Origin of the sequence: Flavobacterium sp. FlaQc-49 (assembly GCF_044005985.1) — a bacterium.
GTDB lineage: Bacteria > Bacteroidota > Bacteroidia > Flavobacteriales > Flavobacteriaceae > Flavobacterium > Flavobacterium cupriresistens.
Genome location: NZ_JBIPCS010000004.1, coordinates 377,265 through 393,659, shown reverse-complemented (window position 1 = coordinate 393,659; position 16,395 = coordinate 377,265). Strand labels below are relative to the sequence as shown.

General features: G+C 35.3%; 16 protein-coding genes. 8 read left to right on the top strand and 8 right to left on the bottom strand.

The genetic code is table 11. From position 1 onward, the window contains the following. Window positions 1-53 precede the first annotated feature (53 nt). Window positions 54-977, top strand: a complete 924-nt coding sequence (locus tag ACHRV3_RS11365) for a TIGR01777 family oxidoreductase (protein WP_395434728.1) — start codon at window positions 54-56, stop codon at window positions 975-977. 6 nt (window positions 978-983) lie between these two features. On the opposite strand, the gene ACHRV3_RS11360 is transcribed toward ACHRV3_RS11365, so the two are convergent. The 6 genes from ACHRV3_RS11360 to rmuC form a co-directional block, all read right to left on the bottom strand. After that, entirely contained in the window at window positions 984-1,523 is a 540-nt protein-coding gene (locus tag ACHRV3_RS11360) for a YceI family protein (RefSeq protein WP_230003041.1), read from the bottom strand. Window positions 1,524-1,766: 243 nt separating this feature from the next. After that, window positions 1,767-2,219 (bottom strand): hypothetical protein, encoded by a 453-nt coding sequence (locus ACHRV3_RS11355; RefSeq protein WP_395434726.1) that lies wholly within the window; start codon window positions 2,217-2,219, stop codon window positions 1,767-1,769. A 295-nt stretch (window positions 2,220-2,514) separates the two neighbouring features. After that, entirely contained in the window at window positions 2,515-2,910 is a 396-nt protein-coding gene (locus ACHRV3_RS11350) for a VOC family protein (protein WP_047773866.1), read from the bottom strand. A 64-nt stretch (window positions 2,911-2,974) separates the two neighbouring features. Further along, entirely contained in the window at window positions 2,975-3,523 is a 549-nt protein-coding gene (locus ACHRV3_RS11345) for an acyl-CoA thioesterase (protein ID WP_047773868.1), read from the bottom strand. Window positions 3,524-3,529: 6 nt separating this feature from the next. After that, window positions 3,530-3,895, bottom strand: a complete 366-nt coding sequence (locus ACHRV3_RS11340; protein ID WP_047773869.1) for a hypothetical protein — start codon at window positions 3,893-3,895, stop codon at window positions 3,530-3,532. A 6-nt stretch (window positions 3,896-3,901) separates the two neighbouring features. Beyond that, on the bottom strand, window positions 3,902-5,275 hold the full coding sequence (gene rmuC, locus ACHRV3_RS11335; RefSeq protein ID WP_395434724.1) for a DNA recombination protein RmuC: 1,374 nt from the start codon (window positions 5,273-5,275) through the stop codon (window positions 3,902-3,904). Window positions 5,276-5,410: 135 nt separating this feature from the next. Here rmuC and ACHRV3_RS11330 point away from each other — a divergent pair, with 135 nt between their 5' ends. The 4 genes from ACHRV3_RS11330 to ACHRV3_RS11315 all read left to right on the top strand — a co-directional run bounded on the left by ACHRV3_RS11330 (window position 5,411) and on the right by ACHRV3_RS11315 (window position 9,436). Further along, window positions 5,411-6,292, top strand: coding sequence for a protease complex subunit PrcB family protein (locus ACHRV3_RS11330; protein ID WP_395434723.1), 882 nt, complete (start codon window positions 5,411-5,413; stop codon window positions 6,290-6,292). Between the two features lie 259 nt (window positions 6,293-6,551). After that, window positions 6,552-7,103 (top strand): RNA polymerase sigma factor, encoded by a 552-nt coding sequence (locus tag ACHRV3_RS11325; protein ID WP_395434722.1) that lies wholly within the window; start codon window positions 6,552-6,554, stop codon window positions 7,101-7,103. Then, window positions 7,100-8,845 carry an outer membrane beta-barrel protein gene (locus ACHRV3_RS11320; RefSeq protein WP_395434721.1) on the top strand — a complete coding sequence of 582 codons (1,746 nt, stop codon included), beginning with the start codon at window positions 7,100-7,102 and terminating at the stop codon, window positions 8,843-8,845. Before ACHRV3_RS11325 ends, ACHRV3_RS11320 begins: the two co-directional genes overlap by 4 nt. 54 nt (window positions 8,846-8,899) lie before the next feature. Beyond that, the gene (locus ACHRV3_RS11315) at window positions 8,900-9,436 is read left to right on the top strand and encodes a MepB family protein (protein WP_395434720.1); all 537 of its coding nucleotides are present in this window, start codon (window positions 8,900-8,902) and stop codon (window positions 9,434-9,436) included. Window positions 9,437-9,633: 197 nt separating this feature from the next. Here the strand turns inward: ACHRV3_RS11315 and ACHRV3_RS11310 are convergent, their stop codons facing one another. Beyond that, the gene (locus tag ACHRV3_RS11310; protein ID WP_395434719.1) at window positions 9,634-13,077 is read right to left on the bottom strand and encodes a T9SS type A sorting domain-containing protein; all 3,444 of its coding nucleotides are present in this window, start codon (window positions 13,075-13,077) and stop codon (window positions 9,634-9,636) included. Between the two features lie 469 nt (window positions 13,078-13,546). Between ACHRV3_RS11310 and ACHRV3_RS11305 the strand changes: the two genes are divergently transcribed. The 3 genes from ACHRV3_RS11305 to ACHRV3_RS11295 all read left to right on the top strand — a co-directional run bounded on the left by ACHRV3_RS11305 (window position 13,547) and on the right by ACHRV3_RS11295 (window position 15,183). After that, window positions 13,547-14,026 carry a copper resistance protein NlpE gene (locus ACHRV3_RS11305; RefSeq protein ID WP_395434718.1) on the top strand — a complete coding sequence of 160 codons (480 nt, stop codon included), beginning with the start codon at window positions 13,547-13,549 and terminating at the stop codon, window positions 14,024-14,026. Window positions 14,027-14,077: 51 nt separating this feature from the next. After that, a complete protein-coding gene (locus ACHRV3_RS11300; protein WP_395434717.1) occupies window positions 14,078-14,659 on the top strand; it encodes a pseudouridine synthase in 582 nt (193 codons plus the stop codon). A 68-nt stretch (window positions 14,660-14,727) separates the two neighbouring features. Beyond that, window positions 14,728-15,183, top strand: a complete 456-nt coding sequence (locus tag ACHRV3_RS11295; protein WP_395434716.1) for a tRNA (cytidine(34)-2'-O)-methyltransferase — start codon at window positions 14,728-14,730, stop codon at window positions 15,181-15,183. A 388-nt stretch (window positions 15,184-15,571) separates the two neighbouring features. On the opposite strand, the gene ACHRV3_RS11290 is transcribed toward ACHRV3_RS11295, so the two are convergent. Beyond that, entirely contained in the window at window positions 15,572-16,348 is a 777-nt protein-coding gene (locus tag ACHRV3_RS11290) for an ABC transporter ATP-binding protein (protein WP_395434715.1), read from the bottom strand. Window positions 16,349-16,395 lie beyond the last annotated feature (47 nt).

Below are 16,395 nucleotides of genomic sequence, written 5' to 3'. Positions count from 1 at the left end.
AACAATGTTTAAGTACCTTTATTTATACGGAAACACAACACTATGTTAAATAAATGATAAATCAGATGTCTCAAAATGTACTCATTACCGGCGGAACAGGGTTTATTGGCAAATACCTGACTCAGGTGCTGCTTGCCAATAATTTTACAGTGTCTATTTTAAGCCGTGCTCCAAGAAAAAACAGTGGCTTGATCACCTATTACCAATGGAATCCCGAACGTGATTACATCGAAGAGGATGCAATTCTCAATGCCGATTACATCATTCATCTGGCCGGCGAAGGAATTGTAGAAAAAAGATGGACCGCAAAACGCAAAAAAAGCATTTTAGAAAGTCGTACAAAACCAATAACCCTTATTCATACACTTCTAAAAAAACATAATAAATCATTAAATGCCTTTATCTCAGCCTCCGGAATTGGAATTTACGGAGCTAATACCAGTGAACAAATTTGCACAGAAGATACTCCGGCTGCCAACGACTTTTTAGGTTTAACCTGTCAGGAATGGGAGAAAACGGCAGACACCATCGGAGCATTAGGAATTCGGACAGTAAAAATCAGAACCGGAATTGTTTTTGGGAGAGCGGGAGGTTTTCTAAAAAAGATAACTCCGGGTTTCAAAGCCGGTTTCGGAACCATTTTAGGAAGTGGTTCACAGTATTTACCCTGGATACATATAGAAGACTTATCTCAAATCTACTTAAAATCAATTCTCGATACCAAAATAGAAGGTCCCTATAATGCAGTGCTTACGGACGACACTACGCAATTAAAATTTGCAAAAACACTCGCCAACTTCTATGGATATTCGATATGGCTTCCAAAAATCCCTCAATCACTGCTTAAAATTGTTTTAGGTGAAATGAGCGACGCTATTTTAAAGGGCCAAAGGGTTTCCTCTGAAAAAATACAGCATACAGGTTTTGAGTTTCAATTTGCAACGCTGGAGACCGCTCTTTATGACTGTTTAAAATAAAACAAATCATTTCATAATACCACTCAAATCGGTTTGTACCGTTTTTGAAATTTTATTGGCTACTATATACGGGATTTCGATATTAAAATCAGCAACCGAAATCGGGAAATTTGAAATAATCTGTATGCCGTCAGGAACTTTTTTGATCAATGCTTTTACTGCAATTGCTCTGGATTTTCCATGCAGGTACAGTTTGCCTACAACATCGTATTCTTTTTCGTTTTCAGTAACCTCTTTCAAATCAAAATTTTGGATTTTGCCTTTAAAAACTGCTTTGGGGTAGCGGTGACTCTCGATATAATTTTCATTAAAATGTTCCTGCATTAAATCCATTTTAAACTGAAAATCTTTGATAACAACCGTGCAAACCAGTGTACTAGAATGGGATTCCAACACAATGATTGCAAGCTTATTTACTGCTTTCACTTCTTCAAAGAACGGAACGGAAGCCTGAAAATTTACAACGGCCGAACTGGTTTTGAATTTATCCTGAGCGAGTATAGAAAATGCAGTAAAAAGTAAAATAAGTAAAGTAGTTTTTTTCATAATCGTTATTATTTAAACAATTATGTCATTCGATTCTTTTTAATTTAAGAGGAGAAAAAAACTGAACTTAAGTAAGTCTGAAAAAAATCAAATGGCAATACTCCGTGAAAATCTGGTAGCTGCAACCTTATACTTAAAATTACGAAATTATCTGCTATTTAGTTCTTGATTTACTGCTAAATATTTGTGAAATGTTTTACTATTGTGAAGTGTGAAATTGTGAGATGTGAGATGGCTTTGAAATTATGATCTGCCTTTAACTAATGCTTGAATCACATTGATAACAAAGACGACCTGTGTAGCAACCATAGTCAAAACAGTTATGAAGATTCCCAACAACATTTTATCGTTAAAAGTCATACCTGCCGTATAAGATTCAATATCTCCGGATGCCATTTCACGTTTAAGTTGAGAAAAGATCCAAATCAAAAGTAAACCGCCTACCGAAACGATAACATGTGTGCTAATCAGCCATTTTATAAGGGGAAATTTTAATTTTATCAGAGCAAAGTAAAGGATTGCCAGGAAGGTATAAATAACAGACAACAACACCGCAAAATGCAAATAAGAAATAACATAGTAAGTATCGTGAATATTTATATCCAGCGTTTCTTTACTATTCAAAAACCCGATTGCTAAAAAAATTACGATTAAGGCCAGAAAAATAAAATAGGGGTTCTTTTGTATGTACTCCATCAATGAGGAAAAATTATTATAATTAATTCAAGTTAGCAGTACTCTTATCTCTAAAATGAAACAAGTTATTAGGATTGTCAAAAAAAGTCTCACGCAGATTTTATTAGAATGAAATAAAAAAAATCCGCAAAATCTGCAGAATCTGCGTGAAAAAATAGCTTAATTTAATGACATTGAGCTAAAGCAGGAGGCTACTCAAATAGTAACAAATTCAAAAAGAATAATTAACTAACAACTTGAATTAATTAATACTCCTTATTCTTTAAACATTATCAGAAAGGTAACATTTGTAGATTTACCCTTGTACTTCGGTACAAATCTCAATTAAAAAACCTTCTAAATCCCTTACGTAAGCCACAATTTGTCCCCAAGGTTTTTGTACGGGCTCTTTTACCAGTACTGCCCCAAAAGAAGTTGCTTTTTGAACTGTTCCGGCCACATCATCTGTCAGGAAGCCTAATTCGATTGCAAAAGGTTTTTCTTCTAAAGTACTTTCAATAAAACCGTCTTTTAAATTTTGAGCTGCCAGTTTTTTGGAAGCAAATGAAATGGTCGTTTCTCCGGTACTTAACTCTCCATAATCCTTCTCCGGAGTTATAAATTTCCTTGAAAACCCGAATGCATTTTCATAAAACACAATCGAAGTTTCAACATTTTCCACATACAAAATCGTATAACCAAATTTTATCATTTCACTTAAATTTAAATTATTGTAAAATCATTTTACATTTTACGCTTTACATTTCACAAAAACCCTATCCAATTTCCAGCAAGACGTTGTACTGCTCTAAACTGGCTAAATCTTCAATAGAACTTACATTGGTAACCTTAGCGTGTTCTTCTACCTCTCTTTTTGATTCAATCTGTTTGATCGCTTGTCTAAAACGACGCACCTCATCCAAACTGGACAAAATAAGTCCCGGAACCTTGACACTTTTGCCTTCTTTATCTTTGGCAACCATTGTAAAATAAGACGAATTACAATGTTTTATTACTCCGGTCTGGATATTTTCGGCCTCTACACGAATCCCTACAATCATAGAACTTCGGCCTACATAATTTACACAGGCTTTCATGGTTACCAATTCGCCAACTTCAATTGGTTTCAAAAAATTCACCGTGTCTACCGAAGCGGTAACACAATAATTCCCTGAGAATTTGGACGCACTGGCAAAAGCGATCTGATCGAGTAATCCTAAAATATATCCTCCGTGAATTTTTCCGCTAAAGTTAGTGTGAGACGGCAACATGAGCTCTGAAATGCTTATTTTAGAGGAGGAAACGGGCTTAAAATCTGGTATCATTGTATTTTATTTAAATTTAAATGGGGAATTTTCTTTTTTAACAGCAGTAACGAAAAAATGTGTATCACCCCACCAGCTAAAGGTTTTATAGCGTTCAACATAGGTTAATTTTACATACTGCCCCTCCAGTTTGTTCAAATCATCAATTACTTTTTGGTCACTGTCTAAAACGGAGAATCTAAAAATCTGCGAACCGGAAACACCCTGACTGATTTCTCCTTCCCAGGTTTTCATGATTACCCCTTTATGGCTCATCCTGATTAATTCTCCTGAACGGTATCCGTTGCTATAAGGAACATAATATACAAAAGCAAAATAGCTTGCTAGAATCAATAGGCAACTTACAGCAATAATAATTAAAATTCTCTTCATATGACTTTAATTTAAAGATTGGTTTTCTTCTGAATTTGATGCTCTTGCAATAATATTCTCCGGAAGCGCTTTCTTGGCCTTCGCTCCCATTTTCTTTAATTTCTCAACACTGGTAATTAAATTTCCTTTTCCGTCAACCAATTTATTCATCGCGCTGTCGTACTCGGTTTTAGTGTCTTTGATTTTGTTACCGATTCTCACCAAATCAGAAACAAATCCTTCAAATTTATCGTATAATGCACCGGCCTGTCTGGCAATTTCGAATGCATTTTCCTGTTGTTTTTGGTTCGTCCACATACTGTCAATAGTACGTAAAGTAGCCAACAAGGTACTTGGTGTTACGATTACAATATTCCTGTCAAATGCTTTATTGTACAGGGTTGGATCTTCGTTTAAAGCAATCGCGAAAGCAGGCTCTATCGGAATAAAAAGCAATACAAAATCGGGGCTCTCGATCTGATACAACTCATGGTAATTTTTACCTCCAAGCTGATCAACATGTCTTCTAATTGAATTGATATGCTCCTTAAGAAATTCGATTTTTAAAATTTCCGATTCTTCGTTGATCCATCTTTCATAAGCTACTAATGAAACTTTAGAATCCACAATCATTTTCTTTCCATCGGGCAAATTAATGACAACATCGGGATACACTCTTGCTCCTTCGGCAGTTGTAAAACTTTGCTGTACCTCGTATTCACGTCCTTTTTCTAAGCCTGACTTTTCTAAAACACGCTCTAAGACTAACTCTCCCCAGTTTCCCTGCATTTTACTATCGCCTTTCAGCGCTTTGGTCAAGTTTAAGGTTTCTTTGCTCATTTGCGCATTCAACTCGCTTAACCCTACAATTTGCTGGCGTAAAGCGGCATGATAATCAATACTTTCTTTGTGAGTCTGCTCGACCTTTTTTTCAAAAACCTGAATTTTATCCTGTAAAGGCAACAGAATATTTTTCATGTTCTCGCTATTCTGCTCGGTAAATTTAGCGGACTTTTCTTCGAGAATTTTGTTGGCCAGATTCTCGAACTCTTTGGTGAATTTTTCCTGTAATTCCGTTATCTCGTTTTTTTGTTCTTTATGACGTTCCCATAAATTCTCAAAATCCACTTCTTTTTTTGAAAGCTGAATGGCCAGACTGTCTTTTTCGGTTCTGATATTTTCTTTTTCGGAATTGTTTAAATGAAACTGTTTTTCAAGATGATTTCGCTCTTTTTCAAACTGTTCTTTTTGTGCTTGCAATTGATTTACTGCTGCATTTAATCTTTCATTCAAACTCACTTTTTCTGATTGGGCTCTGGCCGAAAACAATAATTTCCCCAAGTATATCCCTAAGAACAAAGCAAGCGGAAAAACCAGTAAAAGCGGAAAAAAATCAAACATAACTAAAATTATTTTTAAGTAAAAGTATGCAATAATCTGTAGTGCTTCCTTATGAAGTAAAGAAAAAAAAGTTTTTATCACGCAACCTTTTTAAAAAAGCTACATCTATTAAATATAATTTATTACAAACACATTATGAAAAAATTAATACTAGGCTTATTTGTAGTTTTCGGAATTAGTGCCTGTTCATTGGGTAATGACGATATTGATACCAGCTGTGGATCAAATGTAAACACCACTTTTACCGGAATCCCACTTTTATGCAATTACAGTGTAAAAATTGAACCTGAAAAGTCTGGTGCATTAGTGGTTACTACAGAAGAGAAATTACTTTCTTTTTTCACCAAGCATCCAAACAGCTGTCCAAATCCAAGTGATCCTACAATCGATTTTACAAAAAATTACTTAGTAGGTCTTTTTGCAGGTCAGAAACCTACAACCGGTTATAGCATAAAAGTAGCTTCAATTGTAGAGAACAACTGTGAGATTATCATTAATTTATATGAAAAAGCACCTCAAACCGGAGAATCTACAGCACCAACCGTAACCTACCCTTCTGATTACATTTTGATTCCCCGAACATCAAAAAAAATCTTCTTTAATAAGGTTACTAATGAAACTACAGACAATGTAATAATTGGAAGTTATGCCAAACCATGTACCGGAGATGATTGTCAGAAATTCTACCAGTTGAATGAGTTTAATGTTTTAAAATTCCTAAACGTAGTAGCAGGAAGCTATGAATTTGGCCAATACAAATATCTTGCAACCTCTAAAAGAGGAGAACATAGTCTTTTTACAAAAAATATCCCTGCTGAAATTTTAGCCATAAGAGGACAAACCAAAACCTATGGTACGCCGGATACCTCAACAAAAGGCGGAACTTATTTTGAACTGCGTCAAGGTACAACTGTTACTAAAATTTATATCGATAATAATGACACCGAAGATCAAAGTGCCGCTATAAAAGCTTTCAAGAAAACCATTCAGGACAAAATAACAGCTCTAAAACAGTAGTCAAATCTTGCTTTTTGACAAATACTTATTCTTAAAAATTAGAACAAAAATTCAAATGCTTACTTAATTACTAATTATAGGACCGGGAAGAAAATATAGGAGAAACACCATCTCCTATATTGCTAACCGGAAATGAGTTTCAAAAAAGCACTACCGCATAAACAACTAGAGACAACCTGAATACCGACCAAATGATTTGCTAAAGACGACTTTGCGAGTTAAAAAAAACTAATTTTACCAAAATTAATTCAACCACTTTTTGAAAGACGATTTAGAAATATATATTAAGCAATGCATGCAAAACAACAGAGAAGGACAACTGAAAATTTATCAGCTGTTTTCTCCTGTTTTATATGGAATTTGCCTAAAGTATATGAAAAACGAAGACGATGCTAAAGATGTTTTTCAGGAAGCCTTTATCATTGTTTTTCAAAAGATAAGTCAATACAAATTTGAAGGAAGTTTTGAAGGCTGGCTGAAACGTATTTTTATCAATAAACTTATTGAAACTTTAAATAAGAAGAAAAAGGAAAATTTCTTTTTAGATGTTTTCGATCCGGACACCGATTTTGTAGACGAAGAAGAATTGGACATTATTCCGATACAACAGGAAAAACTATTAGAATACATTCGGGATTTACCGGATCAATACCGGACCGTTTTTAACTTATATGTTTTTGAAAAAATGAAACACAAAGAAATAGCCGAGTTATTGAAAATCTCAGAAGGAACATCAAAATCAAATTTAAACAGAGCTAAAGGAATATTGCAAAAGAGAATTTTGAGCATAAAAAATTTTAAAACAGCATGAAGAAGCAGAAAATAGAGACTATTTTTTCATCAATGGAAAACTTTTTAAGTGTTCCACCACCCGAATTATGGGGTCAGATTGAGGAAAAATTAAACAAACCTAAAAAGAAAAAGAGAGTTATTCTTTGGTGGTCGGCTGCTGCATGCTTATTATTAGGCCTTGCAATTCCTTCTGTTCTTCATCTTAATTCAGATTCCGGAATCAAAAATACCGGAACGACTACTATAGAAAATAACAGTGTTGTTGTAAATAAAAACGACGCGACCTCTACTCAGGACAAAACAGTCTCTGATAAACCAACCATCATCAATCAAAAAACGATCAACAGTAAAAATCCGGTTTCAGGAGCTACCGACAATCAATTAGCTACCTCACAACAAAAAGAAGAAACAGACAAAACAGCTTTGGCTCGCACTGCTTCTAAAAACAACCCAAATCTACCTTCTGAGGAATTAAACGCAGAAAAGAAAAACAGCAATCAGGCTGTAGCTCAAAAATCATTTGTTTCGGAAAAACAAAATGCATTCAATTCTGTTTCTACAAATCAATTGTTTAACTCTGAAAAAAGAGCGCAGAATCAAACTATAGCGCAGAAAAACTATAGTCCGGAGAGAGAAAATGCGTTTGCTTCAGTTTCAAAAAATCAAACGGCAGATCCTGAAACAAGAAAAGCGAATCAGATTTTAGCCGAAAAGACCTTTAGTGCCGGTAAACAGAACCCGTTTAATGCTACTTCAAAAAATCAGGTTTCGAATTCACTTTTTAAAGAGAAATTGCAGTCAAAAAACACGAACAGTTTTGCTTACAATTCCTCCAATTCAATTTTAAGCCAACAACAGAATAAAGATAGTAAAAACGAAAAAGAGCTTAGAAACGGAACGATTTATACTGAAAAAGCAGTTGCTGAACATCAAAAAAACAACTCCAAATTCAATAATGTATTGAGTAAAGAAGATTCTGTTCAATTGGCCGTACTTCAGAATTTAGAAAAAGGAATAATCGCTCCTGAATCTAAAATTGAGAAGGAAACAAAACCTCTTTCTCCCGCAGAAAAATGGGCTGTTGAAGTTTTTGCCGGTATTGCTAATTCTGAAAACTATAAAAATGACAAGACTTTAGGATATAACAATGATTCTAAACAAAGTAGTACATACGGAGTAAAGACAAAATACAAAATCAATAATAAATGGGCAGTTGGTTCAGGTTTCAAGATCAATGAATTAGGTCAGAGTATTGCCAATATTTCGTATATGGATGTGAGAGGACAAAAAAATATGGCTTTAGGCATTGCTGATTTTTATGTTCAAGAGTCGCCTACTCCTCAGATTGCAGCAACTAACGATTATGTATTTGTTTCAAACAGTACTAAAGAGGTAGTAAGCAGTGAGAGCATTCAAAGCGGTACTTTAAATCAGACTCTTAAATATATCGAAATGCCATTGGAAGTTTCCTACGCCGTTTTTAGTAAAAACAGAACTACCGTCAATTTAAATACGGGAGGTTTTGTTGGTAAGCTAATTTCAAACAATGTGGCTTTGGATGGTACTACTATTGGAAAAAATCTTGATGCCAATGACTTTGTTTATGGCTCTGTATTAAGTAGTACTTTACAATACCGCATTTACAAAAAAACAAATGTTTTTGTTGAACCGGCAATGAATTACTACATAAACCCCTTAAACAACCAGTCTTTTAATCAGTTCCAATGGGGGTTAAACTTTGGATTGAATGTTTCGTTTTAAAGCCGTTTTTGTTGTAATTTTCAAAAAAAAGACAACAAAAGCAACTCCCTCATAATGAACATTAAAAACAATTGGAATACTTCGAACTCCATTCCGAACGACCTACTAATCGCCAAAAAACGGGTTTATGATCTCCTTAATTTTGAAGGTACCCAACCGGAGCCTGAATCTGAAAGCATGGAATACAGTGCGTATCGATTGCAATTAAACACCAAACTCATTTGTTATCGGGAAGCCAAAATAACGCCCACAAAAACGGGTCAGTTTGTAACTTTATGGAAACGCAATCCGTCGAAAATCATTGCTCCTTTTGATGCTACAGATGCGATTGATTATGTGATTATCAGTGTCCGAAAAGAGGATTTATTGGGGCAATTTATATTTCCTAAATCTGTCTTATTAGAACGCGGAATCTTTTCGACTGATACCAAAGAAGGAAAAAGAGCCACAAGAGTTTATCCGCCTTGGGATGAAACCACCAACAAACAAGCCCAAAAAACGCAACAGTGGCAATTGAATTACTTTATCAAAATACCTGCTCATGAAACTGTCGATTTAGATCGCACTAAACGTTTATTCAACGAAAACTAGAAAGATTTCTCCTTAGAGGAGCGCATCATTTTGACACGAATTTCACTAATTGACACGAATTAATTAGTGTAATTTGTGCAATTCGTGTTTATTTTTTTTGCGTCACAAATTATTAATCCTTTTAATCCTTTAATCTGTGGCAAAAAAAAACAGGCAGCTTATTCAGCTGCCTGTTTCATTTACCGTTGTATCTCTACTTATTTTTTAATAATCTTGCTACTATATATAACCTTATTGTTTTCTGTTAAAGTATACATATAGATTCCTGTTTTAAGATTACTAATCTGAATTACGGAATCACTTTTCTCCGGAGTCCCTTTTATTTCAACCGGGCTTGCAACCAAACGCCCCGACATATCATAAAGTCTTAACTTCAGATTTTTATCATCATTTGTTTTCACGGCAATATTTACAACATCTGATGCAGGATTAGGGTAGGCTTGAACAAAATATCCGTTTTTAGTTTGGAAATCAACCGTCGATAAATTATCCTTTTTCAATTCAAAACGGGCAATTACCGGTCCATGGTCTGAAGTTGTATTTACGTAATTTGTAATGTCTGTACGCGGATCGTACACGGCAATAGAATTTGAAATATACTGATCTGTCAGTTCATTAGAAATAATAATATGATCTAAGAATCCACCTGAACTTAAAAAGCTATAGGCTCCAGCCTGGCTAATTCCTAAAGTTAAAGCATTGTAACGATCCGTATCTTCCACCATTTTCTGGTAAGAAGAAGGAGTATTTGTACCCACAACCGATATTTTTACATCATCATTAAAATCGCCCAATATCATAAAGTTTGAATTTGGGTAGTGCACATCTAAACTGTCTTTTAGTAATTCAACATCATATTTACGCATATTGTATCTTGAGATGTCGGTTCCACTATTGGCGCGTGCGTGAAGATCGATCAGGTTAATTTCTTTTTGGATTCCACCAATATTAGTTTCAATTTTAACCATATAAGGCAAACGACCTGAAGAGAAAAAACTAGCTCCGTTACCACCAGGATAGTTAGGTAAAGTCACGGCTCCCGAACGTACATTATCGTACAAATCCTTAAACATTACACGCGTACTTTTCACAGTAGTTGTTTGGGTATTATAAAGTACCACTAATTTTTGAGGAGGAAAATTTGGATCCGGTACATTAAACGAATACGACCATGATGTCGAAATTGTTTTATCGAATGTCTTTCCGTTAATACTTATTTTTTGAATCAAAGCATCTATAGAAGGATCATCTGAAACTTCCTGCACTACGTAAACATCAGCATTTAACTTATTCATTACTTTGGCTACATTGTCGATTTGTAATGCATCGTCAATTGGACCAAACTCCGCTCCGTCAGTCCCTTTTACATCACTTCCAAAAAACTCTAAATTGTAAGTCACGATATCAAAAGTTTCTGCTTTAGGCAAAGAAGAACCTGTCAATGCTCCGATTTGTTTGTTTAATCCTGCTCCAGTCACCGTTAAAGGTCCGGAAATAGCTAATGCTTTTACAGAAGGTACAAATCTTGCATAAAGTGTTTTACCAGCCGCTGCATCAGCATTACTAACCACTATACTGGATTGAAATAAAACATTATCTAAAGACAATTGATAATCTGTAGGCGCTGTAAGGGTGATATCGCCATATCCATCAGCTTTTAAGTCAAAAGACTGACTTGCCGATATAGTGTTGGGACTAACATCTCCAAAATTTAAATTTGGATTTGAAGCCACATATCCCACCTCATTTGTAACTGCAAAATCATCAAATGACCATTCTGCCGCATTATTAGTTCCTCCGGCTGTGGTTTCATAAACCCATGCCAAATAGGTATGACTGGTTTTATACGCTCCTAAATTAATGTATAAGGATTGCGCGTAAGTTCCCGTTGCTGTTGGAAAATTACCATTTAACTCTGTCCATGTAGCCGTTTCAGGACTGCTTTTACCGTCATAATTTACTGAAACCATCAATTTTAAACCTGTTCCGGCATAAAATTTACGAGAGTAGAAAGACAATAAAGGAAATTGATTGAAATTATCTAAGTGTAATTTTGGTGAAATCAACCAATCTTCGCTAGGACCATTATCAGAATACCCATTCATAAGAACAGCACCGGTTCCGGAATTTACATTTCGAGCGATGGTCGTTGATCCCCACTTATTTTTGGTTCCAGCCACATTGTATTGTGTCCAGCCACTATTTGTTAAAACATTTACATCATTAAAACCTTGCACATACGGATTGATTCCTGTTCCTGCAAGAGCGACTGTTTTGGTCGTTGCTCCAGTTGACTCATGCTTTATTTCTCCCGAAAAAGTACCGGTAGCATTTGGAGTAAACTTAACATAAACGGTTGGCGTTGCGTTTGAATCAAAGTCAGACACATTGTAGGTTACTGCTGATTGAAAAACAGTATTATCCTTAGAAATCGTAAAATTACCTGAAGCAGTCACTATAACATTATGAGTAAGATTACTACCTTGAATCTGATAACTTGTTATTTCTGAATCATAACCCGCTTCAGAGAATCCTAAATCAAGCGAAGTACTTGTCGTTACTAAAGAAGGAATCGCAACACTTGAAGTTGTAATCTCTAATTTATGAACTGAAGCCTGAATATTATGGTAGGGATCTTCAGAAATCGAATAAACAGTATAGGCTGTGTTAAGAGCTAAACCATCAAAATTTTTCACATATACCTGAGAGGCATCAACAATATCCAAGAATCCGGATTGTAAAGCTGCCGTTCCATTTGCATCAAGACCGGACTTAAGTTGCGCTACGGTAGGTTCTGCACTTCCGCCATTTAATAAGACATAATAGGTTTTTCCTTTTTCATCTAATTTATTAGAAAAATCAAAACTTTGTGATAAAACATTATCCGCTTTTGGATAACCTGCAGCATTTACCGGAGCTGCAATATCACTTCTCACGTCGATATTATCAATTGCAAAAGAAGGACGAGAACCTCCTCCGGAATTTTGCTTAGAAATCCATCTGATCTGAACAATACTTTGATTATCGCATTCCGCAGGCAATGTTATTTTTATCGTTTTTGTATTTTGAGGATCGGTAACCGCTCCTGTCTGTTGCGTTGTGTTATTTGTATAAGCGGTTTCCAACAAAGTTGTAAAAGCAGCGGTTGTACCCACACGGTACTGCAAAACCATCTCATTTATTCGCTCCGATGTTGTTGTACCCGACACTAACCCATACGGATTACGAATGGTCATCGCGTCATACTGCACCTGAACACCCGTTTGTCCGGTGCTCGAGAAAGCCAAGGCAATTGTAAGATCAACTGATCCGGTATTAAGAAAACCTATTTTACCACTATAATTATGAATGTTACCGCTTGTAGTTGCTGCTGTACTGCTATTTGTGCTTCCGGCCGTCAACGCCTTATCTGCAACCAAAGTAGCTGCTGTAACATAAGCACTTCCGGGTGCCGTGGCCGCACTCCAACCCTGCAATCCTGCTGGATATGTGGTGCCATTAGCTGCTAAACCGTCAAAATTCTGTGTATACGGCAAGGGTTGTGCGCCCGGCATCGTAACCTGCGCAACGAGACTTGCCGAACAGCAACAAAAAAAACTTAAAAAAGCCACCAAGTGGCGCATCGTGTAAATGTTTTTCATATGTTTAAATAATAGAGTTTTTAGAAACCAAATTTATAGTCTTTAAAGTTAAGAGAATATTGTAAAATCTTAAATTTAATGCTTCCTATTTTATAAATATTCACTACTATTAACTAATTTATTCAACAAAAAAGTTAATTATCATCAATAAAAACAAGCTTTAATAGCATTATATATTTTTAGAAAAATTTACCTACAACATTATTTTTAACAAGCAATACCACACGAAAATAGTATTTTTTCTTTACAGATGAAGCAAAAAAAGAGTCCAAAAAAACAAAAAAACGTCACTTTAATGTACGAATACACCTCTAAATACTGTTTTTATTCTAATCGTAATCATACAGTATCTTTCGTACTAATTATCCGAGTATGAAATAAACATCTTCATAATCTCCTCTTTGGTTTATGGTATATTTTTTGTATATTAATTTCGTTTTTATCACCATCTTTAAAAAATCTGAACGCTATGAAAAAATTAATATGTATTGCAACAATTGCTTCTTTAGTACTTGCTTGCCATCCCAAAAAAGAGGAACAAACTACGGCGCCTGAAAACGAAAAAACGGTAACCAAAACGAATGAACGCTTCAATAAAACATACGTATTTGAAGGAGTATTGCCTTGTGCGGATTGCAGTGGAATTAAAACTACTTTAAAAATAGATGCCGATTATGGCGTAGCGCAAAACAATAGATTTGAATTGATTACAGTGTATCAGGGAAAAGAACCTGAAAAGGAATTTAGCGAAAAGGGAAATTTTAATATCGAAAGAGGATTGGACAATGATCCTGACGGTACCATTTATGTTCTGAATTGGGATCAGCCCTTAGAGAAGCAAATTTACTACGGATATTATAGCGCAAATCCCGAAAAAATATACTTATTGGATCGTGACAGAAAAATAATCAAATCTGAGTTGAATTATTTTTTAACGAAGAGAAAGTAATTCTTCTTTTGGTACTCCTAAAACAAAGCTATCTTTGCCACAAAAAACAACATGCATCGACACTTTATTCTTTTTAAACCTTACGGCTATCTAAGCCAGTTTATCTATGAGTTAAAAAGAAAGAAAAAACTTTTGGGAGAATTACACAATTTCCCTGCAGGTACAATGGCTATCGGCCGATTAGATGAAGATTCTGAGGGTTTACTTTTACTAACCACAAACGGAAAGGTAAGCGAACAAATAAGGAGTAAAAAAGTAGACAAAGAATACTATGTACAAGTTGATGGTGTTATTACTCCCGAAGCTATTGAGCAACTACAAAAAGGTGTGGAAATTGGTTTCGACGGTGGCAAATACATTACCAAACCCTGCAAAGCTTTTATCGTTACCGAAATTCCAGATTTTGGACTGAGAGCCAAAAAAATCAGAGACGAGCGCCACGGACCAACTACATGGGCCTCGATTACGGTAAATGAAGGTAAATTTCGTCAGGTTCGAAAAATGACCGCTGCGGTTGGTTTTCCAACTTTAAGATTGGTTCGCGTTCGGGTAGGAAATGTATATTTGCAAAACCTAAAAGCCGGAGAGGTACTGGAGGTTTCTGATTTTAAATTAAATAATGTGTCGATTTGATAATGTGTCAATTAGATAATTACTAGAAACTTTTACATTTTTACATTTAACTTTTAACAAAAAAATCAATGCTGAATATTGTTCTTGTAGAACCTGAAATACCAAATAATACCGGAAATATAGGACGATTGTGCGTGGGTACCGAAAGTCGCTTGCATTTGGTGCATCCGTTTGGTTTTGTAATTAATGACAAAAACCTGAAGCGCTCGGGTTTGGATTACTGGGTACATCTTGATGTTACCGAATATGCGGATGTGGAAGAATGGATCCAACAAATTCCGGATCAATCCCGTGTTTTTTTGATGAGTTCTCATGCTGAGAAATCGTATCTGGAAACCGATTTTCAAGATGGAGACTGGTTGGTTTTTGGTAAAGAAAGCGTTGGTTTAAGCAAAGAAGTCCTGGATCGTTTTGAAAATCATTTGACAATTCCGATGTCCAAATTGATTCGAAGTTTTAATATTGCTAATTCTGTTGCCTTTGTGGTTGGCGAGGCAAAAAGACAGATTGGTTTAAAAATTTAATCTTCTCGTGCTTTCTTCCTGCAAGGTTTCCAAAACCTTGTAGGTATCTTTGAAACGTAAATGCACTCCATATATCATGATCTCACAGGAACACAAATAGCGACCTGACACTTTTTTCATCATTTGACGTGAAGAAGAAGAAGAAGAAGAAGTACTGTTTATCAAGGAAAATATTGAACACGAATTTCACTAATTGACACGAATTATTTTGGTTGTTTTGTTTTTTTATAAGCAAGCACAAGGTTTTGAAAACCTTGCAGGACTGGTGAAGTTCTTTTGGATACAAGTGCCCTAGCCCTTATGGGAGGGAAAATCCTTTTGCTTTTTTCTTTAAAAAGCAAAAGATTGGAAGGAACAGAAGGATTAGCTCCTGAGAATAATTATACTTCTAAGTAATTACAAACTTCCCTTTTTCAGCATCAAAAACAATATGTTCGTCTTTGAATAAGGTCGCAAAACTTCCTTTTGAAATCAAATTACAAGGTTCGTCTTGCACGAATAAATCGGGTGTCATGATGATCATTTCGTCGCTTAACTGAATCGCCAAATCAATATCGTGCGTTGAGAATAAAATGCATTTTTGCGTTTCCTGAGTTAGCTTTTTCAGCAATTTAAAGAGGGAAACTTTGTGTAGTAAATCAAGATGTGTTGTGGGTTCATCTAAAATAATTAGCGGCGTATCTTGCGCTAGTGCTCTTGCAATTAATACTTTTTGCAATTGTCCGTCACTTATTTCGAAATGTTTTTTTCGGGACAAGTGTGTGATTTGTGTAAGCTCTAAAGCCTCGTTTACTTTTGTTACATCTTCGGGCGTTAAGGTTCCTATCCAATTGGTATAGGGTTGGCGTCCCAAGGCTACTAGTTCAAAAACCGACAAATTGCTTGGCGGTAGTTTTTCGGTTAAAACAACGCTTAGGTTTTGTGCTAATTCTAAAGGTTTAAATGTGGTGATGTCTTTGTCACTAAGTAAAACTTTTCCGGATAATGGTCTTTGAATTCCTGTAATAGTGCGCAATAAAGTCGATTTCCCAATTCCGTTTGCCCCTATTAGCGAAATGAGTTTTCCTGAAACTAAATTTAAATTCAGGTTCTCAGCGATTGTGACCTTCGCGTTTTTATTTCGATAACCTATACTTAGATTTATTGTTGATAAGATGTTTTTCATTACAGGATAATTTTATTTTTAACACATAGAAACATAGACTAACTAAA